Here is a 25,819-nt window from a genome sequence, read left to right on the forward strand (position 1 = left end):
ACCACAGGGATTCCCGAACCATGAACGACACCGTGACCCAAACCGCACCCGTCAGCCAGGACGCGATCAACGCCGCTGTCTGGGCCGCTTGCGACACCTTCCGCGGCACCGTGGACCCGAGCATCTACAAGGACTTTGTCCTGACGATGCTGTTCCTCAAATACGTGTCCGATGTCTGGCAAGACCACTACGACAGCTACAAGAAGCAATACGGCGACCACCCCGAGCTGATCGAAGAGATGCTCAAGAGCGAGCGCTTCGTCCTGCCCGCCAATGCCAGCTTCTATGCCCTGCACACCCAGCGGCACAGCCCCGGCAACGGCGAGCGCATCGACAAGGCTCTGCACGCGATTGAAGAGGCCAACATCACCAAGCTGCGCGATGTGTTCCAGGACATTAGTTTCAACGCCAACAAGCTGGGCGACGAGCAGCAAAAGAACGACATCCTGCGCCACCTGCTGGAAGACTTCGCCAAGCCCGTGCTGGACCTGCGCCCCAGCCGCGTCGGCCAGCTGGACGTGATCGGCAACGCCTACGAGTTCCTCATCAAGAACTTCGCCTCCACCAGCGGCAAGAAGGCCGGCGAGTTCTACACCCCGCCCGAAGTCTCCACGCTGATGGCGCGGCTGATGGCGCCGCAGGAGGGCGACGAAATCTGCGACCCCACCTGCGGCTCCGGCTCATTGCTGATGAAGTGCGGCCGCTTGATCCGCGAGAACACCGGCTCGCGCAAGTACGCGCTCTACGGGCAAGAAGCCATCGGCAGCACCTGGGCGCTGGCCAAGATGAACATGTTCCTGCATGGCGAGGACAACCACCGCATCGAGTGGGGCGACACCATCCGCAACCCCAAGTTGCTCGACGGCGCTGCGAGCCTCAAGCACTTCGACATCGTGGTCGCCAACCCACCCTTCAGCCTGGAAAAGTGGGGCTTCGAAGGCGCCGATGCCGACAAGTTCAGTCGCTTCCGCCGTGGCGCGCCGCCGCGCACCAAGGGCGACTACGCCTTCATCCTGCACATGGTCGAAACCATGAAGCCCGGCACCGGCCGCATGGCCGTCGTCGTGCCGCACGGCGTGCTGTTCCGCGGCGCCGCCGAGGGGCGCATCCGCCAGAAGCTGATCGAAGAGAACCTGCTCGACGTGGTGATCGGCCTGCCCGAAAAGCTCTTCTACGGCACCGGCATCCCCGCCGCCGTGCTGGTGTTCCGCAAGCACAAGGCCGACGACAAGGTGCTCTTCATCGACGCCAGCCGCGGCTTCGAGGCCGGCAAGAACCAGAACGTCCTGCGCGAAAAGGAGGATCTGAACCGCATCTTGGCGACAGTGCAGGCTCGGCAGAGCGTCGACAAGTACGCCTACCTCGCCACGCCCGCCGAGATCGCCGAGAACGAGTTCAACCTCAACATCCCGCGCTATGTGGACACCTTCGAGGAAGAAGCCGAAATCGACCTGATGGCCGTGCGCAAGGAGCGCGAGCAGCTCAAGGCCGAGCTGGCCGGCCTGGAAGCGCAGATGGATGCGTACCTGAAGGAGCTGGGCTATGAGTAAGCCCAGCCGAAGCATCACCCGCTCGTCTGCCGCCGAGTACCTGACCTTCGTGGCGGCTGCAGGCCAGGGCGGCGTGGAGGCCATCTACGCCGACGAAAACGTCTGGCTGAGCCAGAAGATGATGGCGCAGCTCTATGACGTGAACGTCCGCACGATCAACGAGCACCTCAAGAAGATCTTTTCGGACAGAGAGCTGCCCGAAGATTCAGTCATCCGGAAATTCCGGATAACTGCCACCGACGGCAAGACCTACGACACCCAGCACTACAGCCTGGCCGCGATCATCGCGGTGGGCTACAAGGTCAACTCCGAGCGTGCGGTGCAGTTCCGCAAGTGGGCCAGCGCCATCGTCGAGTCCTTCACCATCAAGGGCTTTGTGATGGACGACGAGCGTCTGAAAAACGACGGCTCGGTGTTCACCTCGCAGTACTTCGAAGAGCAACTGCAGCGCATTCGGGAGATCCGTCTTTCCGAGCGCAAGTTCTATCAGAAGATCACCGACCTCTACGCCACGGCCATAGACTACGACAGCCAGGCCCTGGCCACCCAGCGCTTTTTTGCCACCGTGCAGAACAAGCTGCACTGGGCCATTCACGGGCAGACAGCGGCCGAGGTGATCTACAGCCGCGCCGATGCAAGCAAGGACCACATGGGGCTCACCTCCTGGAAAGACGCCCCCGCAGGCAAGGTCCAGAAGTTCGACGTGGTCGTCGCCAAGAACTACCTGAGCGAGGGCGAGATGGCGCAGCTGCAGCGCCTGGTATCTGCCTACCTCGACGTGGCCGAGGACATGGCCTTGCGCAAGATCCCCATGACCATGCAGGACTGGGAGACGCGCCTGAACCGCTTCATCACCGCCACCGACCGGCAGGTGCTGCAGGACGCCGGCCAGGTCACGGCGGAAATCGCACGCGCCCACGCCGAGAGCGAATTCGAGAAATACCGCATCGTGCAAGACCGCCTGTACCAGTCTGACTTTGACAGGCTGCTGACGGGAACGGGCGTGGATGAGGATCGATCGCGTGTCGAGACAGAGACGCGGCTGACGAAGAAGAAGGGAGGCCGTGATGCTGCCTGAAGGATGGCGCCGCTCAACGCTGGGCGAGATTGCCCGCATCACGTCAGGCGGCACACCGGATCGAAGCAAGCCGGAATACTGGGGCGGTGAGATCCCCTGGGTCACGACCGGCGAGATCCAGTTCAACACCATCACCGGCACGGCCGAGAAGATCACGGCAGCAGGCTTGCAGAACTCATCGGCCAAGCGCTTCCCACCCGGCACGCTGCTGATGGCCATGTACGGGCAGGGCAAGACGCGGGGTCAGGTGGCGAAGCTGGGCATTGAGGCCACAACCAACCAGAACTCAGCGGCCATTCTGCTCAACGACGGCCACGACCCCGACTTCTACTTCCATTTCCTTTCGTCGCAGTACGAGGACATCCGCGACTTTGGGCATTCCGGCGGCATCTCGCACCTGAACGCGGGGCTCCTCAAGCAGATCGCAGTCCCTGTGGCGCCGATCCATGAACAGCGCCGCATCGCCCAAATTCTCTCCACCTGGGACCAAGCCATCGCCACCGCGGAGAGGCTGGTGGCGAACAACCAACGCGGCACGCGGGATTTGATGGCTTCGCTACTTTCAGGGCGTCGCCGCTTCCCTGGCATATCGGCCAAATGGCGCTACGTGAACCTTGATGCCATGTTTGAGCGAGTCGCCCGGAGGAACACCACGCACAACACGAATGTGCTGACGATCTCAGCGGAACACGGGCTCATCAGCCAACGCGAGTACTTCAACAAGTCGGTCGCCAGCGCCAACCTGACCGGCTACACGCTCCTGCATCGGCACGACTTCGCCTACAACAAGAGCTACTCGGCGGGCTACCCCATGGGGGCCATCAAGCCGTTGATGGCATACGACGCAGGTGTCGTGTCGAGTCTCTACCTCTGCTTCCGGTTGCGCGATGACGTCGACGCGGATTTCGACTTTTTCCGTCACTACTTCGAAGCAGGCCTGCTGAACCAGGAGATCGAAGGCATCGCACAAGAGGGCGCACGAAACCACGGCCTGCTGAATGTGAGCGTCACGGACTTCTTCAAGCTCCGGCTTCACATTCCCGGTGCTCCAGAACAGCGGCGGATCGCGGAGGTCATCAACGTCGCCAAGGCAGAAGAAGGGCTGCTGGCGGCCCAACTGCAAGCTTTGCAGCATGAGAAGGCCGCCCTCATGTCCCAGCTCCTGACCGGCAAACGCCGCGTCAAGTTGCCCGAAGCCGAGACGGAAGCACAGGCATGAACTCGACGCCCAACTCTCGCGAGCAGTACAGCGCCCACCTGCCGGCCCTGCACCTGCTGTGCAACCTGGGCTGGCACTTCCTGACCACCGCGCAGGCGCTGGCCCTGCGCGGCAGCACGCGCGAGGTGCTGCTCAAACCCCGGCTGATCGAGGTGCTGCAGACCCGGCGCTATGAGTACAAGGGCGAGTGGTACCCGCTGTCGCCCGGCGGCATCGACCAGATCGTGCGCGAGCTGTCGGCGCTCAGCCTGGCTGAAGGGCTGATGCCTGCCAACGAGCGGCTGTACGGCAAGCTGGCGCTGGGCATCACGGTCACCGAGTTCATGCCCGACGGCAAGAAGCACCAGCCCACGATCCACGTGATCGACTGGGCCGACCCTGGCGCCAACCGCTGGGACGTGACCGAGGAATTGGAGGTGCTGGCCGCGCAGGGTACACGCCATCGCTCGCCGGATGTGGTGGGCTATATGAACGGCATCCCCCTGGTCGTGATCGAGGCCAAGCGGCCCGAGTCGGGCGGCGGCAGCCACCCGTCCAAGGCCATGGTGCTGGAGGGCATCAGCCAGCACCTGCGCAACCAGCGGCCCGACGAAATCCCCAACCTGTTCGCCTACGCCCAGTTGCTGCTCTCCATCAGCCAGACCGAGGGGCGCTACGGCACCACGCACACGGCGGCCAAGTTCTGGGCCAAATGGCGGGAAGAGGAACTGGACGAGGCCCACATGCTGGCCGCCAAGAATGCTGCACTGAATCCGCCGGTGCGGGCGGCGTTGTTCGACGGCAAGCCAGCCGCGCTGGCGGCCTACTTCGACACCCTGTGGAGCGCCCCCATGCAGGCCACCGAGCAGGATCGTTTGCTGGTGAGCCTGCTCACGCCGGCGCGGCTGCTGGAGTTCCTGCGCGGCTATGTGCTGTTCGACCGCAAGGTCGGCAAGATCGTGGCCCGCTACCAGCAGTTCTTCGGCATCCGTGCGCTGCTGGCGCGCATCTGCCAGATGAAGCCCGAATCGCAAGGCGGCGGCCGCGAGGGCGGCGTGGTGTGGCACACCACCGGTTCGGGCAAGAGCTTCACCATGGTGTTCCTGACCAAGGCGCTGCTGCTGGTGGACGACTTGAAGGAATGCCGGGTGGTGGTGGTCACCGACCGCATCGACCTGGAAACCCAGCTCGCCCGCAACTTCATGACCGGCGGCGCTTTCGGCTCCAGCATCGCCACGCAGAAGGACGGCGAGAGAAGCCGCAGCCTCTCTGGACGCGACCTGGCGCAGCGCATCGGCAAGGGCACCGAGCGCATCACCTTCACGCTGGTGCACAAGTTCAACACCGCGTCCAAGCTGCCAGAGTGTCGCAACGACTCGGCCAACCTGATCGTGCTGGTCGACGAAGGTCACCGCAGCCATGGCGGTGAAACGCACGAACGGATGAAGAAGGCATTGCCCAAGGCCGCCTACATCGCCTTCACCGGCACGCCGCTGCTCAAGAACGAGAAGACAGCCAACAAATTCGGCCCCATCGTGCATGCCTATTCGATGCAGCGCGCGGTGGAGGATGAGACCGTGGCTCCGCTGCTGTACGAAGAGCGTGTGCCCGAGTTGGACATCAACGAAGAGGCCGTCAACCGCTGGTTCGAGAAGATCACCTGCAACCTGAGCGAGGCTCAGCGCACCGACCTGAAAAAGAAGTTCGCCAAGAAGGGCGCCATCTACGGCGCGGCCAACCGCATCGAGCTGATTGCCTGGGACATTGCCACCCACTTCAGCGAGAACATCAAGAAGCTCGACCTCGGCCTGAAGGGCCAGGTGGCTACCGACAGCAAGCTCGACGCCATCCGCTACAAGAAGGCGCTGGACGACACCGGCCTGGTGACCAGTGCGGTTGTGATCTCGCCCCCGGACACGCGCGAAGGCAACTCCGACGTGGACGAAGACACGCTGCCCGAGGTGCAGAAGTGGTGGAAGCAGGCCATGGCCCCCTGCGGCAATGACGCAGAGGCCTATGAGAAGCAGGTCGTCAACGACTTCGGCATGGACGGAGCCCCTGACTTGCTGATCGTCGTGGACAAGCTGCTGACCGGGTTTGACGAGCCGCGCAACACCGTGCTGTACATCGACAAGCCCTTGAAGGGGCACAACCTCATCCAGGCCGTGGCGCGTGTCAACCGCCTGCACGATGCCAAACGATATGGCGTGCTGGTGGACTACCGCGGCGTTCTGGAAGAGCTGGACACGGCGATCCGCGCCTACCAAGACCTGGAGGCTCGCACGCAAGGGGGCTTTGACATCAGCGACCTGGAAGGTCTGTACCGCCAGTTCAGCACCGAGTACAAGCGCCTGCCGGCCTTGCACGAACAGTTGAGGTCGTTCTTCAAGCTGGTGACCAACAAGCTGGACCGTGAGCAGTACCGGCAAGTGCTGGCGCCCAAGTTCGTGAAGGGGACTGACGGCGAGGAGTACGACGAGCGGCAGAAGCTGCGCGACGACTTCTACGATGCACTGACCGCATTCGGCCTGTGCTTGCAGACCGCGCTGTCGTCGCGCAGTTTCTTTGAGGACAAAAGCTTTTCAGAGGATCTGATCACTCGCTACAAGGTCGACCTGCGCTTCTTCACAGAGCTGCGCCAGACCGCCCGACGCGATGCCATGGAGACGGTGGACTACAGCGTCTACGAGGAGCAGATCCGCAAACTGGTCGACAAGCAGGTCATCGGCACCGAAGTGCGCGAGCCGGAGGGGGTGTACTTGGTGCACCAACTGGGCAAGGCCGAAGACCCGCAGGACTGGTCCGAAGAAAAGACGCGCAACGAGACGGACATGATCCGAACGCGGCTGCGCAAGACCATCGAGCAGGAGCTGGCGGCGGATCCGTATGCGCAGAAGGTGTTCGGTGAATTGTTGAGACAGGCCATTGCCGAGGCGGAAGCCATGTTCGACCACCCGCTGAAGCAATATGCGCTGTTCAAGTCCTTCGAAGGGAAGCTGGAGTCCCGCGCGACGCCGGGTGTTCCCGACGCGTTGGCAGACAAGCCGCATGCCAAGGCCTACTTCGGCGCGATCCGACTGGTGCTGGGCGACGAGGCCTTTGCCGCACTGAGCGGCGAAGCCGTGGATGGCTTGGTGCAGCAGGCCCTTTCGATGGACACCGTGGTGCGCGATGCCGTGGCCGAGAACTCGCTGAATCCGCAAAACATCGAAGCTGCCATCCGGAAGGGCTTGCTGCCTCTACTGTTCGGCACGCTCGGCCTCGACAACGCCAAGCAGGTGGTGGAGCAAATCATCCAGATCACGCGCATCGGTCTGAGCAAGACTTGAGCATGCTGCCACCGGAGAGAACCACGCGACATCACGTCGCCTATGGTGACGAAGTCATTGCCTTCGTTCTTCGCCGCCAGCCCTCGCGCACCGTGCCGAGCATCGCCATTCACGTGGAGCCCGATGGCCATGTGCTCGTGGATGCGCCGAAAGCCGCCCCCTTGGCCGAAGTGCTGGCCGCCGTGAAGAAGCGGTCTCGTTGGATCAGTCGGCACGTCAGCGCCGCAAAGGCGCGGTTGGCACACGTGCTCCCACGCGAGTACGTCAGCGGCGAGTCTCTGCAATACCTGGGCCGACGCTATCGCCTGAAAGTCATCGTCAACCCAGCGGCCGCGGTGGAGGCACGCATGCGCGGCGCATTCATCGCCGTGACCGTGACAGAGCACGTACCCGCCACGATCAGATCAGCCCTTGATGACTGGTACCGCCAGCGCGCGCGCGAACTGTTTGCCGATCGCCTTGCCGCTGTGGCCGCGCCGTTGCGCTGGGTCAAGCAAGTTCCGCCATTCCGCCTTCAGTTCATGACCGTGCAATGGGGAAGCTGCTCGCCTTCCGGCCGCATCACGCTCAACCCCCTGCTGGTCAAGGCGCCGCGCGAGTGCATCGACTACGTGCTGCTCCATGAGCTGTGCCACCTGCTGCACCACAACCACAGCCCCAAGTTCTACCGAACTCTGGACCGGCACATGCCGAACTGGCGGACGGTCAAGGAGAAGCTGGACAACATGGCGGAAGAGGTGTTCCGAACCTGAGCCGAGCCATGTTCGAGGCCGCAGCGGCATCACCGGGGTCTGCAAATCTTGGGTTGAAATTCGCCACCCAGCGTCAGCCGGCCGCCGCCACCCTCCGCCTGGCCCCATACAAATAACTCGCGGCCTGACCGGGCACATCGTCCAGCGTGCCGATGCGCAGCATGCCGATCTTTTCGAGCACGCGGATCGACGGGGCGTTGCTCGGCCGCACGATCGCGAAGACTTCGGGTTCGCGCAGTTCGTCGAGCGCATAGTGCAGCGCGGCCTGCGCCAGTTCGGTGGCGTAGCCTTGGCCCCAGGCGGTGGTGGCCAGGCGGTAGCCGAGGTTCAGGGCGTAGGTGTCCAGGTACTTGCGGTAGGCGATGCCGCCGAAGCCGATGATGGTGTCCGGCGCCTGGCGTGTCGCGATGGCCCATTGGCCGAAGCCGCGGGCGGCCCAGTGCGCGATCCAGCCGTCGAGCACTTCGCTCGATTTGTCCAGGCTCGCGTGCGGCCCGAAAGGGTTGAAGACGTTGGTCGCGGGGTCGCCATAAATCGCGAACATGCGCTGCGCATCGGCAGCCGTCGGGCGCCGCAGGATCAGGCGGTCGGTGGTCTTCATCGCACGATTGTGGCCGCTGCTGCGGCACGCCTTCTCATCGTCTCAGGCAGCTTTGCGTGGTGCGTCCAATCACCAAAGTGGTATCTATTTGTGTCCCAAAAGACAGCAGGATTAAACAAATAAATCAGTGACTTAGGGATGGAACCGGTTCACTGGCCCGAAACTGGTATTACCCCGTACCAGACGCCCTGGCAGCGCCCATAGACTGCGGCGCGACCGATGTCAAAGACGGGCGGGCCACGCCGCGCGCACGGCGGTCGTCGACCAAAGGAAGGCATGAACACTCCCACCACGTCTTCGGCGCTGCACCGCGCCGTGTTGACCCTGTTGGCCATCATGGCCACGTCGGCGAGCGGGCTGGTCGCCGGTTGCGGCGGCGGCAACGAGGCCAACCCAGCGCCCGAGACCAGCGCCGCCACGCGTGAGGTCGCCAGTGCTGCAACCGATGCCGCCGCCGATGCGGCCGGTGGCACCGACCTCTTGGCCGAGGCCCTGAGCGCCGTGCTGCCCGGCGCCACGCGCTACGTGCTGGTCAACGCCAACAGCGGCAAGTGCGTCGACGTGGCCGGGGCCAGCCAGGCCGATGGCGCCAACATCCAGCAGTACAGCTGCAATGGCACCTTGGCCCAGGCCTTCGACATCGTCGAGACGGCGCCGGATGTCTACAAGCTGCTGAACGCCAACAGCGGCAAGGCGATGGACGTGGCCGGTGGCTCGAACGCCGATGGCGCCAACATCCAGCAGTGGGCCGACAGCGGCGTGGCGGCGCAGCAGTTTCGCCTCGAACGCACGCAGGGCAACCGCTACGCGCTGGTGAACGTGGGCAGCGGCAAGTGTGTCGACGTGGCCGGCGCGTCCGGTGCCGATGGGGCCAACATCCAGCAGTACACCTGCAACCAATCAGCGGCTCAGCAGTTCTTGCTCTACCCACGCGGCGGCGGCACCACGTCTGCCCTGCCCATCGGCCTGTACAACGCCACCGCGGTCTCGTCGGGCCTGTGCCTGGACATTGCCGGCGCGTCACCCGACAACGGCGCAAAGGCGCAGCAGCAGGCGTGCGACAAGAAAGCCACGTCGCAGAACTTCGAACTCGTTGGCGACACGGGCGGCAGCTACCGCATCACCAACGCCGACAGCGGCAAGGTGATCGACATCGCCGACAAGTCGCTCGCCAACGGCGCCCGCGCACAGCAGTGGGCCGCCGGCAACAGCGACAACCAGCGCTTCGACATCACGGCCGACGGCACCGGCTACGCGATCCGCGCCAAGCACAGTGGCCGTTGCCTCGACGTGGTCGACAACAGCAAGCAGCCCGGTGCCGAGATCCAGCAGTGGGACTGCGCCGGCTCAGCCAACCAGCGCTGGCAGCTCAAGCCCAAGGGTGCGCAGGGCTCGCCCTTCGGCCCGAATGTGCTGGTGTTCGACCCGTCGATGCCGGCCAGCAGCATCCAGTCGCAGGTCGACGGCGTGTTCTCGTCGCAAGAGTCGAACCAGTTCGGCACCGAGCGCTACGCCCTGCTCTTCAAGCCCGGCAGCTACAACGCCAACGTTCGCGTCGGCTTCTACACCCAGGTTTCGGGCTTGGGGCAACTGCCGGACGACACCACCATCACCGGCACGGTCGAGTCGAACGCCGGCTGGTTCGGCGGCAACGCCACGCAAAACTTCTGGCGCATGGCCGAGAACCTGGCCGTGGTGCCCAACGGCGGCACCGAGAAGTGGGCCGTGTCGCAGGCCGCGCCCTTCCGCCGCATGCATGTGCGCGGCAACCTGGTGCTCGACGATGGCGGCTGGTCCAGCGGCGGCTTCATCGCCGATTCGAAGATCGACAACCAGGTCAACTCCGGCGGCCAGCAGCAATGGCTGACGCGCAACTCGCAGATTGGCAGCTGGACGGGCTCGGGTTGGAACATGGTCTTCGTCGGCACCGCCGGCGCGCCGGTCACCAGCAACTGGCCCAACCCGCCCTACACCACGCTGAACCAGGCGCCGGTGGTGCGCGAGAAGCCGTTCCTCAAATGGACGGGCACCAAGTACGCCGTCTTCGTTCCCGCCCTGCGCAGCAACAGCAGCAACACGACCTGGGGCGGCGGCAGCCCGGCGGGCCAGACGCTGGCGCTGTCGAGCTTCTACATCGCGCAGTCGTCGAAAGACACCGCCGCCACGATCAACAAGGCGCTGGGCAAAGGCAAGCATGTGCTGTTCACGCCGGGCGTGTACCACCTGAGCGAGCCGATCCGGGTCAACAACGCCAACACCGTGCTGCTGGGCCTGGGCCTGGCCACGCTGCAGGCCGACAGCGGCACCGTGGCGCTGAAGGTGGCCGATGTCGACGGCGTGAAGGTCGCCGGCCTGCTGATCGACGCGGGCGAAACCAACTCGCCGCTGCTGATGGAGATGGGCCCGAACGGCAGCAGTGCCAACCACGCGGCCAACCCCAGCTCGCTGCACGACGTGTTCTTCCGCGTCGGCGGCGCCGCAGTCGGCAAGGCCACGGTCAGCCTGCAGGTCAACAGCGCCAACGTGATCGGCGACGACCTGTGGATCTGGCGCGGCGACCACTCGCACGGCGTGGGCTGGACGGTCAACACCGCCGACAACGGCCTCGTCGTCAACGGCGCCAACGTGACGATGTACGGCCTGTTCGTCGAGCACTACCAGAAGTACCAGACGCTGTGGAACGGCAATGGTGGCCGCGTCTACTTCTACCAAAGCGAAGCGCCCTACGACGTGCCCAACCAGGGCAGCTGGATCGGCGACGGCGGGGTCAACGGCTTCGCGTCTTACAAGCTGGGTAGCGGCGTGACCTCGCACGAAGCCTGGGGCCTGGGCGTGTACTGCTACTTCTCGGCCAACAACAGCGTGAAGCTGAACAGCGCCATCGAGGCGCCCACGCCGGGTGGCGTGCAGTTCCACAACATGACCACGCTGTCGCTCGGCGGCGTGGGCGAGATCACCCACGTGCTCAACAACCGGGGCAACGCCGCGAACTCGCAATCGGTGGTTGCGCGCCTGGCCCAATAGCCTCACGGAGCCACTGATGACCATGCACCTCAAGACCCTGGCGACTGCCGCCGCACTGGCCACGCTGCTGCCCGTGGGCGCCCAGGCCGCCACCGCGGTGGCGCCCTACTTCGAAACCTGGGCCTACTGGGGCGGCTACACGCCGACCACGCTGATGGAGGCCAAGGCCAACGGCGGCGTGATGGGCGCGACCATGGCCTTCGGCATCTCGGGCGGCGGCTGCACGCTGGGCGGCGGGCTCGAGAATCTGATGAGCGGCAGCGGCCTCACCGACATCACGAACTTCCAGGCGGCCGGCGGCAAGCCGATCCTGTCGTTCGGCGGCGCTTCGGGCACCTACCTCGAAGCCGCCTGCAGCGAAGACGCGATGGTCTCGCTGATGCGCAACATCATCGACACCACCAAGGTCAAGGCGCTGGACTTCGACATCGAAGGCAGCCAGCTGGACAACACCTCGCTCAACAGCAAGCGCAACAACGTGATCAAGCGGCTGCAGGCCACCTACCCGGGCCTGTATGTCTCGTTCACGCTGCCGGTAGACCCGACCGGCCTGCCCGGCAATGCGCTCACCCTGCTGCGCAGCGCGCAATCGGCCGGCGTGGTGACCTCGGTCGTCAACATCATGGCGATGGACTATGGCCGCGACGCCGACCAGGGCCGCCCGATGGGCGACCTGGCGATCATGGCCGCCAACGCCACCTTCAACCAGATCAAGGGCATCTACACCGGCAAGACCGACGCGCAGCTGTGGGCGATGATCGGCATCACGCCGATGATCGGCGTCAACGATGTGCAGAGCGAGGTCTTCCGCCAGGCCGACGCACAACAAGTGACCGCCTTCGCGAAAGAAAAAGGCCTGGGCCTGCTGGCCTACTGGGCGCTGCAGCGCGACATGCCCGGCGGCAGCGACTACAACAACTACAGCCTGGTCAACAACTTTGCGTACGAGTTCTACCAGCTGATGGCCGGTGGCGGCGGTGGCGGTGGCCCGGTGGACGACGGGCGCTACCTCGTCAAGTCGACCTTCAGCGGCAAGTGCTTCGAGGTCGAAGGTGGCTCGCTCGCTGATTCGGCCCAGATCGTGCAGATGAGCTGCCATGCCGTCGGCAAGCAGCGCTTCGACGTGAAGGACATGGGCGGCGGCAACTACCGCCTGCTCAACGCCCGCAGCGGCAAGGCGATCGACATCGCCGCCGCCTCGAACGCCGACGGCGCCAAGGTGCAGCAGTACACCGACAACGGCACCGGCGCGCAGCGCTTCATCTTCAAGTCGACCGGCGTGGCTGGCGAATACACCATCGTCAACCAGCACAGCGGCAAGTGCCTGGACGTGGCCGACCAGAGCCAGCAAGACGGCGCCAAGATCCAGCAGTGGACCTGCAACGGCGGTGCGAACCAGAAGTTCCGCTTCAAGAAGAAGTAAGACGACCTCGCCAAGGAGCCACCGGTGCCTTTTGTGTCTCGCGCCTCGGCCGCCACGCTCGCGTTGCTGGCCGCCAGTTCATCGGCCTGGTCGGCCGGCTGCCTGGCCTCGGGCAACGAGCAGACCATCAACGCCGCGCTCACCGGCCCCGGCAGCCAGGCGGTGCTGTGCCCCGGCGCCGTCTTCGCGCTGAAGGCGCCGGTGCAGTTCACCGCGGCCGACCAGCGCCTGTACACCCAGGGCCTGCCCACCGGCGCCACGCGCGCAGTGCTTCGCGTGACCGGTGCCAACCAGGCCAGCGCCATCACCGGGGGCTTCAGCGGCATCCACATCGAAAGCATCGAGGTCGACGGCGCGCGGCCCGCACTCGGCCGCATCAACAACGGCGCCGGGCTGATCGAGATCGGCGGCAGCGCCATCGGCCAGGTGGTGAAGAACATCTGGGCCCACGACCCGCGCGGCTGGAGCGCGCTGCACCTGATCGAAGGCGGTGTCACCAACGGCGTGCCGGCCTGCCAGCAGGCCAGCATCACCAACAACCAGATCGGCCCCGCCGGCATGCCCAATGGCGAGTGGGCCGACGGCATCTCGCTGGCCTGCGGCCACTCGACCGTGAGCGGCAACACCATCACCGACGCGACCGACGGCGGCATCGTCATCTTCGGCGCACCCGGCTCGCAAATCACCGGCAACAAGATCGTCGCGAACACACGCGTGCTGCTGGGCGGCATCAACCTGGTGGACTACAACCCGACCGGCGGCAACTATGCCGGCACGCTCGTGCAGGGCAACACGGTCGACGCGGCCGGCGCGCTGATCAAGGTGGGCATCGCGATGGGCCCGGCGGTGTGGGGATGCGACGACCGCGTGGTGCGCGGCGCCACCGTCAAGGGCAACACCCTCACCGGCAACCACATGGGCTACGGCTACCCGGCCAACGGCATCGACGGCTTCGTCGTCAAGGGCAACAAGGACGAATCACGCCATGTGGGCCTGCCCAACGCGGGCTGCGGCGGCCCGGTATCGGCCCCGGCGAGCCTGCAGCGCCAGCCGGGCATGACCGGTGCGTCCACCCTGCAAAAGGGTTATGCCGATGCCTCCGTCCACTATGTGCTCGGCGTGGCCGAGCCGCCTGCGCTGGCGGCGCTGCGCCAACCGGTGGGCTGCGAAGGCCTGTCGATGAACCAGGGCTTGGCGCCGCACCAGGCCACGCTGTCGTGCGACGGTCGCTTCACGCTGCGGCTGCAGGGCGACGGCAACCTCGTGCTGCGCCAGGGCAAGGTGGTGCTGTGGTCCAGCGGCACCGGCGGCCAGGCGGTCGCGCAGGCCATCCAGCAGGCCGATGGCAACCTGGTGCTGCACGACTGGTCGGGCCAGGCGGTGTGGATGACCGGCACCGCCGGCCACCCGGGTGCGCGCCTGGTCGTGCAGACCGATGGCAACCTGGTGATCTACGACGGCCCGACGCCGGTGTGGTCCAGCGGCACCTGTTGCCACCCCGCATAGACCGCGGTCGGCGCGGCGGCGATCCTCAAAGGCGCCACACCCAGCGCTGCTTCTTGTTGATGTCGGTGTCGGACCCCACCTGCGAAGTCGCGTCCACAAAACCCGAGCGATGGCCGCTGGTCAGGGTCAGGCCGGTGCCTCGGTACTCGACATCGCCGTAGAGATCCAGCGTGCCGGCAGCGCCTTGGCCAGCTTCGAAAAAGCCCAGCGGGTAGAAGGTGGTGTGGACCTTCGCGGAGCCGGACACGTTGAAATCGTTGTTGCCGAATGGGCTGCCTGACATGCCCACGATGCTGAGCCCGTCGACGGTGCCGCCTGACACCGAACCGTTGACAACAGTGGCCTGGTCTTCGACGCGCGCAGAGCCGCTGGCGCGGCCGTTGGGCAAGATGCGGGCATACGGCCCGACATAGACGCTGGCGGGTGTGCTGGCAGGTGCGCAGCCGCCACCGTTGCCGTGGGTCACCGTGCCAGACGGGCAGGCATCGCGCACGCCGTTGCGAAAGCCCTGCGGCCAGGCGTTGGTCAGCTCGATCATGTAGGGGTAGCGCCAGATCGAGTGGTAGTCCTGGTCCCAGACGATCGACTGGTAGATCTTGGGCGTGGCGGTCACCACAAGGAAAAGCGGCTCGCCGGGAACGACGCGAAATGTTCGCTCGCCATCCAGGCCCCTCTTCAGGACGCTGTAGCGCGCCGAGGTGAAGTCTGCGTTGGTGGCCACCAGCCCCCAGCGGAAGCCCGCCTCCGAGCCGGCCTGGTCGATGCCGCGGAACTTGACCGTCACGGTGGTCGCGCCGCTGGTGGGGTACAGCCGCACCACGTTGTAGCCAAAGCGCTGCGGCGCGCCGTCATACGGCGACACGAAGCGGCGGTTGGTGGCCCAGTTGTCGTCCAGCGCTTCAAGCGGCATCAGGCGATGCAGGCGCTCGGCACGATCGGTCTGGGTGAGGTTGCCGTAGGTGGCGCGAAAGGCACCTGGGGTGGCTTTGTAGTCCCACACCACGTTGTGCATCGCCCAGTCACCGATGAAGTCGTTGAGCTTGGCCAGCGACCAGCCGCGCGACTGCTGCAGGTTCGTGAAGGGATCGGCGCCAGGCGTGGTCCAGATGCCGGTGACGGCCGCCGGGCCGTGCTTGTCTTTCAGGAACTCCATGAACTGCCAGTTGCAGTACCTGTCGCGGGTCGAGCCGAGGTACAGGTGCGGCGCGTTGGCCAGCATCTCGGAGCAGTGCACGTTGCCTTGGTACTCAGGCAACTGGTGCGGCGTGAAGTTCGCGTGGCTCTCGTAGAGCCACCCGCAGGTGTTGCTCTGGTCGCATCGCATGCCACCGTCGTAGCTGGCCCAGGACTGCCAGCCATGGGTGAACTCGTGCGTGAGCCCCCAGTGGTCTCTCAACGCTGCGGGCGCGATCCACATGCCCAGGTGCAGCGCCCCCTGCCCGTCTACCCAGGCACCGGCCGACAGGCCCCAGTCTGAATGGATGTGGACGGCGGCCTTGATCTTGTCCGCGCGGTCGTTGTAGGGCTCGGGCAGGTAGAGGTTCGAATCGAACAGGTTGTGCCAGACCGTGTTCTCCAAGGTATCGGCCGCCAGGTTCAGGTCGGCGGCAGAGACGGCCTCGTCCGAATAGAAAACGAAGTGCGCCGATTCCTTGAGCAGCTTGAAGTTCGACTGGTCGGGGTTGGGCCCGCCGACGCGCCAGGTGCCCGGCGTCACGTGCGGCTTGGTCGGCGTGCCGGTGTACCACTTGGTCTCGGTGGTTCCTTCGTCGATCTTGCCGGCGCTGTGCGCCGGACCGCACCAAGCGAGCACGGCCGCCAACGCGGCCCACATCATCCGTGTCGTCATGTCCAGCGCCTCGAGCTTTCATGCCGGCGGCCCTGGGTGCGCCACCGCCTGTCAACGTTGTCATCGGGTGCGGCAATGTAGCAGGGAGGGCCGCTGACGCTGGGAACGTTTCTCCGAGTGGCATCTGAACCAGTCCGTTACGTGGCCTGACCCGTGTGCGCCACGAGCAGGCCCCGCGCTGCGGTGGGCAGATGCACCCGCATCTGCCCTGCTGCAAGCTCAATCGCAGCTGTAGCGGTATGCGTCGTTCAAGGCCAGCGGCAGCACCAGCGTGCGCAGGTTCATCGCCTTGGCCTTGGCGCACATCTGGGCGCGGGCGGTGGCGTCGTCGCGCCAGACCTTCTTGTATTCGGCGTTGAAGACCGGCTTGCCGTTGTTGGTGAACACGCTGTAGCCGCCGCACTCGCTGTACTGGTTGCACTGCTCGTTGACGGCGAAATCGAAGCTCGGCTCGAGCGCCTTCAGCTGGTCGACGTCGTTCTTCAGGCCCACCTTCAGGCCGCGGGCGCGTGCCTCGTTGGCCAGGAAGCGGTTGTAGTCGAGCTGGGTCGACGCGGTCAGCGGGAAGCCGGGGTTGTTGGTGTAGCCGTCGACGTTGTCGGGCTCGACGCCATCGCAGCTGCGTGCCTTGGCCTTGTCCAGCCGCCCCTTCATGATGTTGCGCACATTGGCCGAGCGCGTGTCGACCCACTTCTCGCCGGCCCAGCCGTCGAGGTTGTTGCCCTTGTCCGAGGCCTTGAACAGGTTGTAGTCGGGGCGCCAGTTCTCTGCGCTGCCGGCCGAGAAGTAGCAGACCACGTACTTGCCCTGGCTGTGCAAGGTGGCGATGACCGAGTCCGGTGCGTCGAACAGGTCGATGTCGTACACCTTGGCGTTGTACTTGGTGTTGATCGTGCCGGTGAGCTGCCATTGCCAGGTGTCGCTCACCTGCGGCACCCACGCCGTCACGGCCGGCGCCACCAGGGCGGGTGCAGCGCCTTCGCCGGTTGCTCCCCGTGCGGCCTGGCCACGCGCGGTGCGCGCCGCCACGACGTCGGCCCGGGTGACTTCATCGGGGTCGCTGCCGCCGCCGCACGCCGTCAAGGCCAGCAATGCGACAAGGCTCAGGCACGCCAGCGGCGCGCCGGGACGGGAGATGGAACGAAAGCTCATGGTTGCTCCTGGATGGTCCGTCTGAAGAGGTGTGGTTCAGTGATCGATCACCAGGCCATGGTGCGCACGCGGCCTGATGCGAAGCTGATGCACCACCCCGGCTCACCAAGCGTTGCCAACTTTCACCGGTCTTCACGAACCATCGGCCTCGCCACCCATGCGCTTTCGCGCCGCCGCCGATCGAAAGCTGCGGTGGCTCAGGCTTCGGCCCGGCGCTCGAAATGCAGCAGGTCGTACCAGATGCCGGCCAGCTCGAAACTGCGGTGCGATCGGCCGAACGGGGTGAAGCCATTCTTCTGCAGCACCCGGGTCGAGCCCTCGTTCTCGGGCCGCGCCGTGGCCTCGACGCGCACCAGCCCATGCTCGCCAAACGCCTTGGCCAGGACCTGGCGCACGGCTTCACTGGCGAGCCCGCGGCCACCGGCCGATTGCGCGATGCGGTAGCCGACTTCGGCCGAGTGGAAATGCGCGCGGCGCACCTTCGTCAGGTTGACCCGCCCGACCAGCGCACCGCTGTCCCACAGCAGGTACTGGTAGGCCCGGTCGTCTCGCGCCTCGCGCTGCGCCTGCTCGATGGCCGCCCCCACGCCTTCGGCCGAGTAGTAGTCGGCTGGCCGCGCGTTGATGGTTGCCTCGAAGAACGCCCGGTTCTCCAATTCGAACGCCAGCAAGGCCGGCAGGTCGACCGCGCGTGGCGCAACGAGTTGCAGCGTGGCGGCAGAGGTGCGGGTGGCGAGTGGGTGGGACATTCGATGGGGCGGTGGACGCAGGCCGCCGATGCTATCAACCGGCCCTATCCACCGGCCCCGCAACGTTCGGACACATCGATTCGCGTAAACGCGCAGGCCCGCCGGGTGGGTACGGCGCGGGAACGGTGCTAGTGTCTGATTCCCCTTCTGAAAGCGCTGCCGCACCTATGACGAACCCCACCTCCACTTCACGGCGCCGGGCCCTCGCCACCGGCCTCGCCCTGCTCGCCGCGCCGCCCTTGGCGCTGGCCGACGACACCACCGCCGACGCGGCACCACTGGCCGGCAAGAGCGTCAAGCGCGGCATCGCCTACGACCTGGCCAACAGCGAAGACCTGCGCGCACTGTCGCCCGGCGTGAGCTGGTGGTACGACTGGGGCCTGAAGCCCAACCCCGGCGCCCCCGCGGCCTATCGCAAGAAGTTCGACATGGACTTCTACTCGATGCTGTGGAACGACGTGTACGACCACGACACCGTCGTCGCCTGGCTGCTGGCGCATCCGAAGATCAAGTTCCTGCTGGTGCTCAACGAGCCCAACCTGGTCGAGCAGTCGAACAAGACGCCGCAGCAGGCCGCCGCCTTCTGGCCCGGCTACGAGCGCATCGCCAGCGAGACCGGCGTCAAGATCGTCGGCCCGCAGATCACCTGGGGCACCATGTCGCCCTACAACGACCCGGTCGCCTGGCTCGACGCGTTCTATGCCGCCTACCGCTCGGCCCACGGCGGCCGCGACCCGCGCATCGACTACCTCGGCTTTCACTGGTACGACTACGGGCTGTCAGGCCAACTCGACCGTTTGACCAAGTACGGCAAGCCGTTCTGGGTGACCGAGTTCGCCAACTGGCACTGGCAGGCCGATGGCGCGCAGATCGACACGCTCGAAAAGCAGAAGGCGCAGATGACCGACATGGTGGCCGTGTGCGAGCAGCGCACCGACGTGTTCCGCTACGCCTGGTTCACCGGCCGCTGGAGCCCCGACCCGCACTTCACCAGCCTGCTCGCCAGCCCCGGCACCGGGCAGCTCACCGAGCTGGGCAAGCACTACCTGTCGCTGCCATTCACCAAGCCGCGGCCGCTGGCCGGCGACGCCGAGGCAGAGACCACGCGCTGATACCGCTGATACCGCGCGGGCGGCCGACGCCCCCGCCGGCCGCCTGCGCTACCTGGCCGACAACGCCGGCCGCGGCGGCTGCCGATCACCCAGCCACGACAGGAACAAGGCCTTGAGCGGGCCCTTCTGGCGCTCGATGCCGCTGCCGATCACCCAGACCATCGTCAGCGGCCCTGCCAGCACGAAGGCCGTGCGGTAGTCCTCGAGGCCGACAGCGGGTGTCAGCGCAGCAAAGAAATTCAGCAGCGGGTAGTGCAGCAGGTACAACGCGAAGGTGAAGCCGGCCACATAGCGAATGGGCCGCTCCACCAGCCCCGGCAAGCGGCGCAGGTGCGGGGCCAAGGCCACGGCGCCGATGAAGTTGGCCGCCACGCAGGCACCGATCAGGTAACTGGCCAGAAACCGGCGCGACCACGACAGCTTGTCGTACAGGAAATCGTGGCCGAGCAGTTGCTGGCTGATGTCCAGCAAGGTGTCGGGCCCATTGCCCAGCCTGAACAGCAGGTACATGCCGATCGAGCCCAGGAACAGCGCAAGGCCGTTGCCCGCGCTGATCGGGTTGGTCGTGGCGTGGCGATAGGCCATCACGCCCATCAGCCACACCGGCATCAGCAGCAGGATCTTGGGGCCGATCAGCAGGCAGATGCCGGTCACGGCCACCACGCGGGCGTTGCCGCGCAGGAAGTGCGCCGCGCCGAACAACGCGTAGTACCAGGCCTCGTAGCCAAGCGACCAGAACGGGCCGTTGGAAAACGGCCGCGTGTACGAGAACCACAACTCGTTGGTGAAACTCAGGCTCGCCAACACACGGATCAGCGGGTTGTCGTATTCATACCAGCGGCCGGTGTACAGGCTGGGCTCGATCACCGAGCCGGCAGCGTCGAGCACGATGGTGAGTATCAGCGCCGGCACGACCACCGAATACAAGCGTGCGAAGCGGCTGGCGGCATATTCTTGGAGGGTGCGTTCCTTCGTGGCGGCCACATGCGCGATCACAAAGCCGGACAGCACGAAGAACACCATCACCGCGTCGTTGCCCAGGTGCGAGAAGCGCCAGAACACGGGCACGCCACCGGTGAGCCGCTGGTAGTTGGCATGCACGACGAAGACCAGCATCGCTGCCATGAACCTGACCAGGTCGAGATAGATCGATAGATTTCTATGCATTGAATCCCCTTGCAATTTATTGTCCGGGGGGTGTCTCAGCCTGCGCGTTGAGAAGCTGAAATAGTTGGATCAACCGGTGAATGCATCGGTAACTGAACGTCGCGATCGCAGATCATTCGGCGTGCACCCCACCGAGCAGTTAGGCATGCACCAGAGCCGCCGCTTCGCGAAAGGTTCCATCGCGATGACTTCGCCCATTCGCCGCGTCCCCGCGGCTCACAGGCGGCATCGCGCAGGCCGAAGCGGCCGAGGCACCGCTGCGCATCGCGCGCAACGGCCTGCCCGTTCTGCCCACGAAGACCCGGCTCGTTGACAGGTGACCGGCGCGGCCTGTGGGCGGCCGGTGGGTTGTGCCCAGCGGTGCTGCCGGTGAAATGACCCGTAATGGAAGGCCCGCCGTCGGCTCGTTAGGCTGCCGACCGCATCGCGCCGCTGCGCCGTGACCTGGCTGCGCCCGTGCGGGCCGCCAACACTGACGATTCACACATATTGACACATGGCTCGCCCCCACCTAGCCTGCTGCAGCCTGCCGCTCGAGCAGCCGCCGGGCCCTTTTGGGCCTGAACAGGGAGATGCAAAGATGAACGAAGCCGGCTTGAACGAGGCCCGTGCTCGGCATTTTCAGCAGCGCCTTCACGATGGCCTGGGCCAGTGCCTGTCCCTGGCCGTGATGCAGATCGACCAGGCCGAGGCCGTGGCCGATGCCGACGCCCTTCGGCGCGCGCGCACCCTGCTGCGCGACGCGCTGCACGAACTGCGCGCGCTGATCCGCAGCGTAGAGCCGCCAGCCAACGCCGCGGCCGAGCCCGACCTGCCCGCCCGCCTCAACGCCTGCGTGCGCCGCCTGAACGCCCAGCAGGCCGTGCCCGTCAGTTGCACGATCGAGGGCCTGTCGCTGTATGTCTCGGCGCCGGCCTGCGACATCTTGCTGGGCGCCACGCGCGAGCTGCTGGTCAATGCCTGCAAGCACGGCCGGGCGGTGGGCGTCGATGCCCGGCTGTCGATCCTGCCGCACCGCCTGAGCATCACCGTGACCGAGCGCGGCAACACCGCCGACGCCGGCCCCCATGCCGACACCTGGCGCCGCCCCGCCGGCCCCGGCCAGGGCCTGGGCCTGCGCGCGGCCCGTCAGGGCCTGAGCCAGATCGGTGCCCGGCTGCGCTGGCGCCACAGCGTGGCGGGCGGCGTGCAGGCGCGCATCAGCTGGGTGCCGCAATGAAGATCCGGGTCATCGTGGCCGACGACCACCATTGCGTGCGCGAGGGCCTGGTCGCCCTGCTCGACCGCGAGACCGACATCGAGGTGGTGGCCCAGGCCCGCGATGGCATGGAGCTGGTGCGCCTGGCCCGCGAATGGCAGCCCGACGTGCTGCTGGTCGACCTGTACATGCCCTGCATGAACGGCCTGGAGGCCATTCGCCGCCTGCGCAGCGAGCCGCTGGCCTGCCGCTCGCTGTGCCTGAGCATGCAGTCGGACCCGCGGCAGGTGCAGGCCGCGCTCGACGCCGGCGCCAGCGGGTTCGTGTTGAAAGACAACTCGTTCGACGAGCTCGCGCGCGGCGTGCGGCGGGTGCACGCGGGGCAGCTGTTCCTCAGCGGCGAGCTGCTGGGCCAGGTGCTCACGCACAGCGGCGCCGCACCGGCCATCGACCCCACGCTGCAGCGGCTGACCCCCCGCGAGCGCCAGATGGTTCAGCTGCTGGCCGAGGGCTTCTCGACCCAGCAGATCGCCGACCACCTGCACGTGAGCGCCAAGACCGTTGCCACGCACCGCGAGCACGTGTTCGCCAAGCTGCAGATCCAGGGCATTGCCCAGCTGACGCGTTATGCGCTGCGTGCCGGGCTGAGCTCTCTCGAAGCCCGCGGGCCTTGAGCCGCAGGCCCCGCCGGCATTACTGCCGACGGGGCCCGCGGCGCCGAACAGAGGCTTACTTCGAGCCCTCGAAGAACTCGCGGATGAACTCGTGCACATCGCGCGACGGACCGGCGGGGCCGACCACCGTGGTGGCCAGCGGCACCATCTCGCGCGCGGCCGCCCGGCTTGGCAGGCTGCCGGCCAGCGGCATCGTGATCCACGACTTCTTGGTGTCGACCGTGGCGGTGACCGGCTCGTAGGCGATCAACGGGTTGGGCTTCTCCGCGGTGATGACCACGCCGAGGTTGTGGCCGCTGGCGAAGATGCGGTCGTCGGCGTTGATCTCCCAGGTCATGTCGTACCACTGGCCGGGCACCAGGTCTTCCTTGACCTTCCACGATTGGTGGTGGCCAAGGTCGGCGATCGTGCGCGAGACGATGTAGGCGGTGCCGTTGTTGTAGTCGACCACCCGCGCCTGCAGCCCGGCGGCCTTGCGGTCGACCTTGACGCGCAGCGTGATCGTGGCGGTGCCGGACTCGCGCACCTGGCTGGTGAGCTGGTTGCTCAGGAACACCAGCCGGTCACCACGCTGCTGGTTCGGGTTCGCCACGATCGTGTCGCTCGAGTACTCGCTCGCCTGCGTGAAGCTCAGGTAACGGTCGGCCCTGGCGGCCGACAGCGCGCCGCCCAGCGGCGACTTGAGCTGTAGCTTCTGGTCTTGCGTGCCGGCCGGCGGCCACACCGCGTCGGTCGACCAGGTCATGTCTTCGCGCTGGATGATGGCCTGCGGCTCGTTCGGCAAGCCGTTGTCGATGCCTTGCAGGTAGTAGTCGAACCACTGCAGCAGCGGCGTGCTGTAGGTGGCGCCGAACTCGTAGTACGGCTCGACGTGCTGCTTCTGGTGCAAGAAGAGCCGGCGCTCGACGCCGTACTTGGCCAGCTCGTTCCACCACTCGCCGAAATGGCGGGTCTTCACGTTCTCGTCGGTCAAGCCGTGCACCACGAAGACGCTGGCCTTCATCTTCGACGCATCGAGGCGGAAGTCGCGCACCGACCACCACTTGTTGTAGCTGCCGGTCGGGTCGTCCGATTTGGTCTGCAGCACCGGCGTCAGGTCTTTGCAAACCTGGCTGTTGTAGTGGCTGATGTAGTCGGCCAGGAAGGTCACATATTCTTCGTAGAACGGGATGCCGTTGCCACGGGTGTAGTCGTACCAGCTCGAGATGGCGGCCACCGGCACGATGGTCTTCAGGCCCTCGACGCCGGTCGAGGCCACGGCGTTGGCGATCGTGCCGTCCCACGACACGCCGATCATGCCGCTCTTGCCGTTGGTCCACTGCGTGGCGTCGGCGGCGCTGCCGTCGGGGTGCGTGCCCTTGGCGCGCCCGTTGGCCCAGTCGATCACGGCCTTGGTGCCCAGCACCTCGCGGTCGCCGCCCACATCGGCGCAGCCGGTCGAGAAATCGGTGCCCGGCAGCGCCACCGTCGCGACGGCGTAGCCGCGGGGCACGAAGAAGTCCGTCTCCCAGGCATTGCGCGCACTCTGGAAGAAATACGGCGACGCATGGATGATCAGCGGCACCTTCGCGCCGCGCGCGGCGTTGGGGCGGGTGACCTCGACCTTGATGGTGTCGATCTTGCCGTCCTTGTCGCGGTCGAAGCCGGTCTCGACGTTGACCACTTCCTTGACCGCCTCTGCCAGGCTGAACACCGGCACCGTCTGGTTGCCGGCCACCCAGGGACGGGCGAACGAGCTGGTTTCAGACGCCGCCGCGGCGGCCGTGGTGAAGGGGGCCAGCGCGGCACCGAGCGCGCAGGCGCCCGCCAGGGCCAGCGGCCTCGGGCGCGCGAAGGCCGGACGAGTGGAAGTCATGGGTGTCCTCTCAGAAGAAATGACCGTTGAGCAAGAGCGTTAGACGACTATAGACACCACACGCCGCAGCCCACGCCTGGATGAACAAACTTGATACTGTCCACGTCGGCGCATCGGTGCATCGGCGCCCGGGCTGCCGGCGGCCCGCCGCCACCGGGTTCACCCTCTCAGCATTTTTCTGATCAGCAGATTGCTGAGCCGAAATCAGCCTCCGGACGATAGGCGCCGCGGCGCGCCGGGCCTAACGTGGCCAGCGTGTCCACCCTGCCCTTCACGCCATGATCGACGCCGCCTTGGGCCTGATGGCCGGGCAGCTCAACGAGCATCTGCGCCGGCGCTTCCAGCTCAGCGAAGACCTCGCGGTGCTGTCGAACCTGCTGGAGCAGAACGGCACGCTGGTGCCGCTGGTGGCCAACAAGCTGGTGCTGTTTCTGGCCGGGGTCGAGCGCGACACCATCGCCCACCGGGCCCAGGGTGCGCCGCTCGGGCTGCATGCGCAGCAACTGGCCACCAACGCGCCGGTGTACCTGAACCTGCTGGTGATGTGCGCGGCCAATTTCAGCGGCGGCAACTACCCCGAGGCGCTGAAGTTCCTGTCCAGCGCCATCGCCTTCTTTCAGTCGCACCAGGTGCTGGACCAGCACAACGCCCCGGGCCTGGACGCGCGGCTGGAACGCCTGGTGCTGTCGATCGAGAACCTCAGCAGCTCGGAGATGCACAGCCTGTGGGGCATCCACAGCGGGCGCTACCTGCCTTCGGTGCTGTACCGCGTTCGCATGATCAGCCTGGACGGCCAGCACGTCAGCGGCCGCGAGACCCGCGTGCGCAGCATCGAGACCGACGTGCCCGACCCGATGGTCAAGCCGCGGAGCCTGTCGTGAACACGCTGCGCCCGTACCTGCTGGCCCATGTGGAAACGCGCCACGACTACTTCGCCGACGGCCTTTGCCGCGCGATGGTCTTCGAGCCGACGCTGCCTTGCGCCGAGTGGCTGTCGGCCTTCGACATGCTCGTGCGGGCGAACGACCACAGCATGAGCCTGCACGTGCCCGAGCACCGCCTGGCCGATCTGGGCGACGAGCTGCGCGCCGCCGGCCCCGCGATGACGCTGGACTTCGCCGTCAGCAGCCGCGACCCCGCGTTCGCCTACTACACCGACGGCCCCGCGGCGCAGACGCTGCGCATCGCGCTGGGCGACGCCTCGGACCAGGCCACCTGGCTGGCCGGCCTGGGCCGGCGCTGGACGCTGCAATGGCACAGCCGCCAGAGCATCTGGTGCTACTGGCTGCTGGGCGAGTGGGACGAGAAGGTGCTGACCATCGTCGACACCCAGGGCCAGCGCGAGTTTGACGCGCTCGGCCTGACCCCGCTCGACGACGCGCAGCAGGCGCATTGTTTTCGTTCACGGGCACCGCTGGCCTTGTCCGAGCGTGCGCCCGCCGGGTTGCAGCTGCGCGCGGGGCATTCCGCAGCGGCGACCCGGGTGGTGATGTCCCAGCTGCCGGCTCCGCGGCCGACGGCGCTTCAGTACGAGAGCGGGCCGAACGGCCAGCAGGCCGTCTCCGAAATCTTCGTCAGCCGCTGACCCACACAGGAGAAACC

Annotated in this window: 19 protein-coding genes; 13 read left to right on the forward strand and 6 right to left on the reverse strand. The window is 66.2% G+C overall.

Translation table 11 applies throughout. The features are described 5' to 3' along the window. Positions 1–20: 20 nt before the first annotated feature. The 5 genes from ACE3SG_RS20450 to ACE3SG_RS20470 are packed head-to-tail and all read left to right on the forward strand — an operon-like array spanning position 21 to position 7,907. A complete protein-coding gene (locus ACE3SG_RS20450) occupies positions 21–1,550 on the forward strand; it encodes a type I restriction-modification system subunit M (RefSeq protein WP_374568042.1) in 1,530 nt (509 codons plus the stop codon). Continuing rightward, positions 1,543–2,628, forward strand: coding sequence for a virulence RhuM family protein (locus tag ACE3SG_RS20455; RefSeq protein ID WP_374568043.1), 1,086 nt, complete (start codon positions 1,543–1,545; stop codon positions 2,626–2,628). The genes ACE3SG_RS20450 and ACE3SG_RS20455 overlap by 8 nt, the downstream gene beginning before the upstream one ends. After that, complete coding sequence (locus tag ACE3SG_RS20460) at positions 2,618–3,847, forward strand: restriction endonuclease subunit S (RefSeq protein ID WP_374568045.1); 1,230 nt, start codon at positions 2,618–2,620, stop codon at positions 3,845–3,847. The genes ACE3SG_RS20455 and ACE3SG_RS20460 overlap by 11 nt, the downstream gene beginning before the upstream one ends. Further along, positions 3,844–7,155, forward strand: a complete 3,312-nt coding sequence (locus ACE3SG_RS20465; RefSeq protein ID WP_374568046.1) for a type I restriction endonuclease subunit R — start codon at positions 3,844–3,846, stop codon at positions 7,153–7,155. The genes ACE3SG_RS20460 and ACE3SG_RS20465 overlap by 4 nt, the downstream gene beginning before the upstream one ends. Before the next feature lie 2 nt (positions 7,156–7,157). Then, entirely contained in the window at positions 7,158–7,907 is a 750-nt protein-coding gene (locus ACE3SG_RS20470) for a M48 family metallopeptidase (RefSeq protein ID WP_374568127.1), read from the forward strand. Between the two features lie 73 nt (positions 7,908–7,980). Here the strand turns inward: ACE3SG_RS20470 and ACE3SG_RS20475 are convergent, their stop codons facing one another. Next, positions 7,981–8,508, reverse strand: a complete 528-nt coding sequence (locus ACE3SG_RS20475) for a GNAT family N-acetyltransferase (protein ID WP_374568047.1) — start codon at positions 8,506–8,508, stop codon at positions 7,981–7,983. 276 nt (positions 8,509–8,784) lie between these two features. Here ACE3SG_RS20475 and ACE3SG_RS20480 point away from each other — a divergent pair, with 276 nt between their 5' ends. Genes ACE3SG_RS20480 through ACE3SG_RS20490 form a run of 3 tightly spaced genes read left to right on the forward strand, consistent with a single transcriptional unit; the run spans position 8,785 to position 14,461 of the window. Next, positions 8,785–11,532 carry an RICIN domain-containing protein gene (locus tag ACE3SG_RS20480; RefSeq protein ID WP_374568048.1) on the forward strand — a complete coding sequence of 916 codons (2,748 nt, stop codon included), beginning with the start codon at positions 8,785–8,787 and terminating at the stop codon, positions 11,530–11,532. Positions 11,533–11,548: 16 nt separating this feature from the next. Continuing rightward, on the forward strand, positions 11,549–12,955 hold the full coding sequence (locus ACE3SG_RS20485; protein ID WP_374568049.1) for an RICIN domain-containing protein: 1,407 nt from the start codon (positions 11,549–11,551) through the stop codon (positions 12,953–12,955). 24 nt (positions 12,956–12,979) lie between these two features. Next, complete coding sequence (locus ACE3SG_RS20490) at positions 12,980–14,461, forward strand: right-handed parallel beta-helix repeat-containing protein (RefSeq protein ID WP_374568050.1); 1,482 nt, start codon at positions 12,980–12,982, stop codon at positions 14,459–14,461. A gap of 25 nt (positions 14,462–14,486) precedes the next feature. Here ACE3SG_RS20490 and ACE3SG_RS20495 read toward each other — a convergent pair whose 3' ends face one another. From ACE3SG_RS20495 to ACE3SG_RS20505, 3 genes are all read right to left on the reverse strand, one after another. Beyond that, complete coding sequence (locus tag ACE3SG_RS20495; RefSeq protein ID WP_374568051.1) at positions 14,487–16,310, reverse strand: DUF6055 domain-containing protein; 1,824 nt, start codon at positions 16,308–16,310, stop codon at positions 14,487–14,489. A gap of 219 nt (positions 16,311–16,529) precedes the next feature. After that, entirely contained in the window at positions 16,530–17,462 is a 933-nt protein-coding gene (locus ACE3SG_RS20500) for an endo alpha-1,4 polygalactosaminidase (RefSeq protein ID WP_374568052.1), read from the reverse strand. A 197-nt stretch (positions 17,463–17,659) separates the two neighbouring features. Next, the gene (locus tag ACE3SG_RS20505; protein ID WP_374568053.1) at positions 17,660–18,211 is read right to left on the reverse strand and encodes a GNAT family N-acetyltransferase; all 552 of its coding nucleotides are present in this window, start codon (positions 18,209–18,211) and stop codon (positions 17,660–17,662) included. A 167-nt stretch (positions 18,212–18,378) separates the two neighbouring features. Between ACE3SG_RS20505 and ACE3SG_RS20510 the strand changes: the two genes are divergently transcribed. After that, positions 18,379–19,323 carry a glycosyl hydrolase gene (locus ACE3SG_RS20510; RefSeq protein WP_374568054.1) on the forward strand — a complete coding sequence of 315 codons (945 nt, stop codon included), beginning with the start codon at positions 18,379–18,381 and terminating at the stop codon, positions 19,321–19,323. Positions 19,324–19,371: 48 nt separating this feature from the next. On the opposite strand, the gene ACE3SG_RS20515 is transcribed toward ACE3SG_RS20510, so the two are convergent. Continuing rightward, positions 19,372–20,490 carry an acyltransferase family protein gene (locus ACE3SG_RS20515; protein ID WP_374568055.1) on the reverse strand — a complete coding sequence of 373 codons (1,119 nt, stop codon included), beginning with the start codon at positions 20,488–20,490 and terminating at the stop codon, positions 19,372–19,374. Positions 20,491–21,070: 580 nt separating this feature from the next. Here ACE3SG_RS20515 and ACE3SG_RS20520 point away from each other — a divergent pair. Then, positions 21,071–21,709: a sensor histidine kinase gene (locus ACE3SG_RS20520; protein WP_374568056.1), complete on the forward strand. Its 639-nt coding sequence runs from the start codon at positions 21,071–21,073 to the stop codon at positions 21,707–21,709. Further along, positions 21,706–22,362 carry a response regulator gene (locus tag ACE3SG_RS20525; RefSeq protein WP_374568057.1) on the forward strand — a complete coding sequence of 219 codons (657 nt, stop codon included), beginning with the start codon at positions 21,706–21,708 and terminating at the stop codon, positions 22,360–22,362. Before ACE3SG_RS20520 ends, ACE3SG_RS20525 begins: the two co-directional genes overlap by 4 nt. Before the next feature lie 55 nt (positions 22,363–22,417). Here ACE3SG_RS20525 and ACE3SG_RS20530 read toward each other — a convergent pair whose 3' ends face one another. Then, on the reverse strand, positions 22,418–24,217 hold the full coding sequence (locus ACE3SG_RS20530) for a CocE/NonD family hydrolase (RefSeq protein WP_374568058.1): 1,800 nt from the start codon (positions 24,215–24,217) through the stop codon (positions 22,418–22,420). 278 nt (positions 24,218–24,495) lie between these two features. Between ACE3SG_RS20530 and ACE3SG_RS20535 the strand changes: the two genes are divergently transcribed. Continuing rightward, entirely contained in the window at positions 24,496–25,098 is a 603-nt protein-coding gene (locus tag ACE3SG_RS20535) for a DUF4255 domain-containing protein (RefSeq protein WP_374568059.1), read from the forward strand. Continuing rightward, positions 25,095–25,802 carry a hypothetical protein gene (locus tag ACE3SG_RS20540; protein ID WP_374568060.1) on the forward strand — a complete coding sequence of 236 codons (708 nt, stop codon included), beginning with the start codon at positions 25,095–25,097 and terminating at the stop codon, positions 25,800–25,802. Before ACE3SG_RS20535 ends, ACE3SG_RS20540 begins: the two co-directional genes overlap by 4 nt. Positions 25,803–25,819 lie beyond the last annotated feature (17 nt).

The organism is Ideonella sp., assembly GCF_041914305.1.
In the GTDB taxonomy this organism is placed as follows: Bacteria; Pseudomonadota; Gammaproteobacteria; order Burkholderiales; family Burkholderiaceae_C; genus Ideonella.

Excerpts from the sequence above, each read along its gene's own strand:
- ACE3SG_RS20450 (WP_374568042.1), top strand. The coding sequence starts at position 21 with ATGAACGACACCGTGACCCAAACCGCACCCGTCAGCCAGGACGCGATC.
- ACE3SG_RS20455 (WP_374568043.1), top strand. The coding sequence starts at position 1,543 with ATGAGTAAGCCCAGCCGAAGCATCACCCGCTCGTCTGCCGCCGAGTAC.
- ACE3SG_RS20460 (WP_374568045.1), top strand. The coding sequence starts at position 2,618 with ATGCTGCCTGAAGGATGGCGCCGCTCAACGCTGGGCGAGATTGCCCGC.
- ACE3SG_RS20465 (WP_374568046.1), top strand. The coding sequence starts at position 3,844 with ATGAACTCGACGCCCAACTCTCGCGAGCAGTACAGCGCCCACCTGCCG.
- ACE3SG_RS20470 (WP_374568127.1), top strand. The coding sequence starts at position 7,158 with ATGCTGCCACCGGAGAGAACCACGCGACATCACGTCGCCTATGGTGAC.
- ACE3SG_RS20475 (WP_374568047.1), bottom strand. The coding sequence starts at position 8,508 with ATGAAGACCACCGACCGCCTGATCCTGCGGCGCCCGACGGCTGCCGAT.
- ACE3SG_RS20480 (WP_374568048.1), top strand. The coding sequence starts at position 8,785 with ATGAACACTCCCACCACGTCTTCGGCGCTGCACCGCGCCGTGTTGACC.
- ACE3SG_RS20485 (WP_374568049.1), top strand. The coding sequence starts at position 11,549 with ATGACCATGCACCTCAAGACCCTGGCGACTGCCGCCGCACTGGCCACG.
- ACE3SG_RS20495 (WP_374568051.1), bottom strand. The coding sequence starts at position 16,310 with ATGACGACACGGATGATGTGGGCCGCGTTGGCGGCCGTGCTCGCTTGG.
- ACE3SG_RS20500 (WP_374568052.1), bottom strand. The coding sequence starts at position 17,462 with ATGAGCTTTCGTTCCATCTCCCGTCCCGGCGCGCCGCTGGCGTGCCTG.
- ACE3SG_RS20505 (WP_374568053.1), bottom strand. The coding sequence starts at position 18,211 with ATGTCCCACCCACTCGCCACCCGCACCTCTGCCGCCACGCTGCAACTC.
- ACE3SG_RS20510 (WP_374568054.1), top strand. The coding sequence starts at position 18,379 with ATGACGAACCCCACCTCCACTTCACGGCGCCGGGCCCTCGCCACCGGC.
- ACE3SG_RS20515 (WP_374568055.1), bottom strand. The coding sequence starts at position 20,490 with ATGCATAGAAATCTATCGATCTATCTCGACCTGGTCAGGTTCATGGCA.
- ACE3SG_RS20520 (WP_374568056.1), top strand. The coding sequence starts at position 21,071 with ATGAACGAAGCCGGCTTGAACGAGGCCCGTGCTCGGCATTTTCAGCAG.
- ACE3SG_RS20525 (WP_374568057.1), top strand. The coding sequence starts at position 21,706 with ATGAAGATCCGGGTCATCGTGGCCGACGACCACCATTGCGTGCGCGAG.
- ACE3SG_RS20530 (WP_374568058.1), bottom strand. The coding sequence starts at position 24,217 with ATGACTTCCACTCGTCCGGCCTTCGCGCGCCCGAGGCCGCTGGCCCTG.
- ACE3SG_RS20535 (WP_374568059.1), top strand. The coding sequence starts at position 24,496 with ATGATCGACGCCGCCTTGGGCCTGATGGCCGGGCAGCTCAACGAGCAT.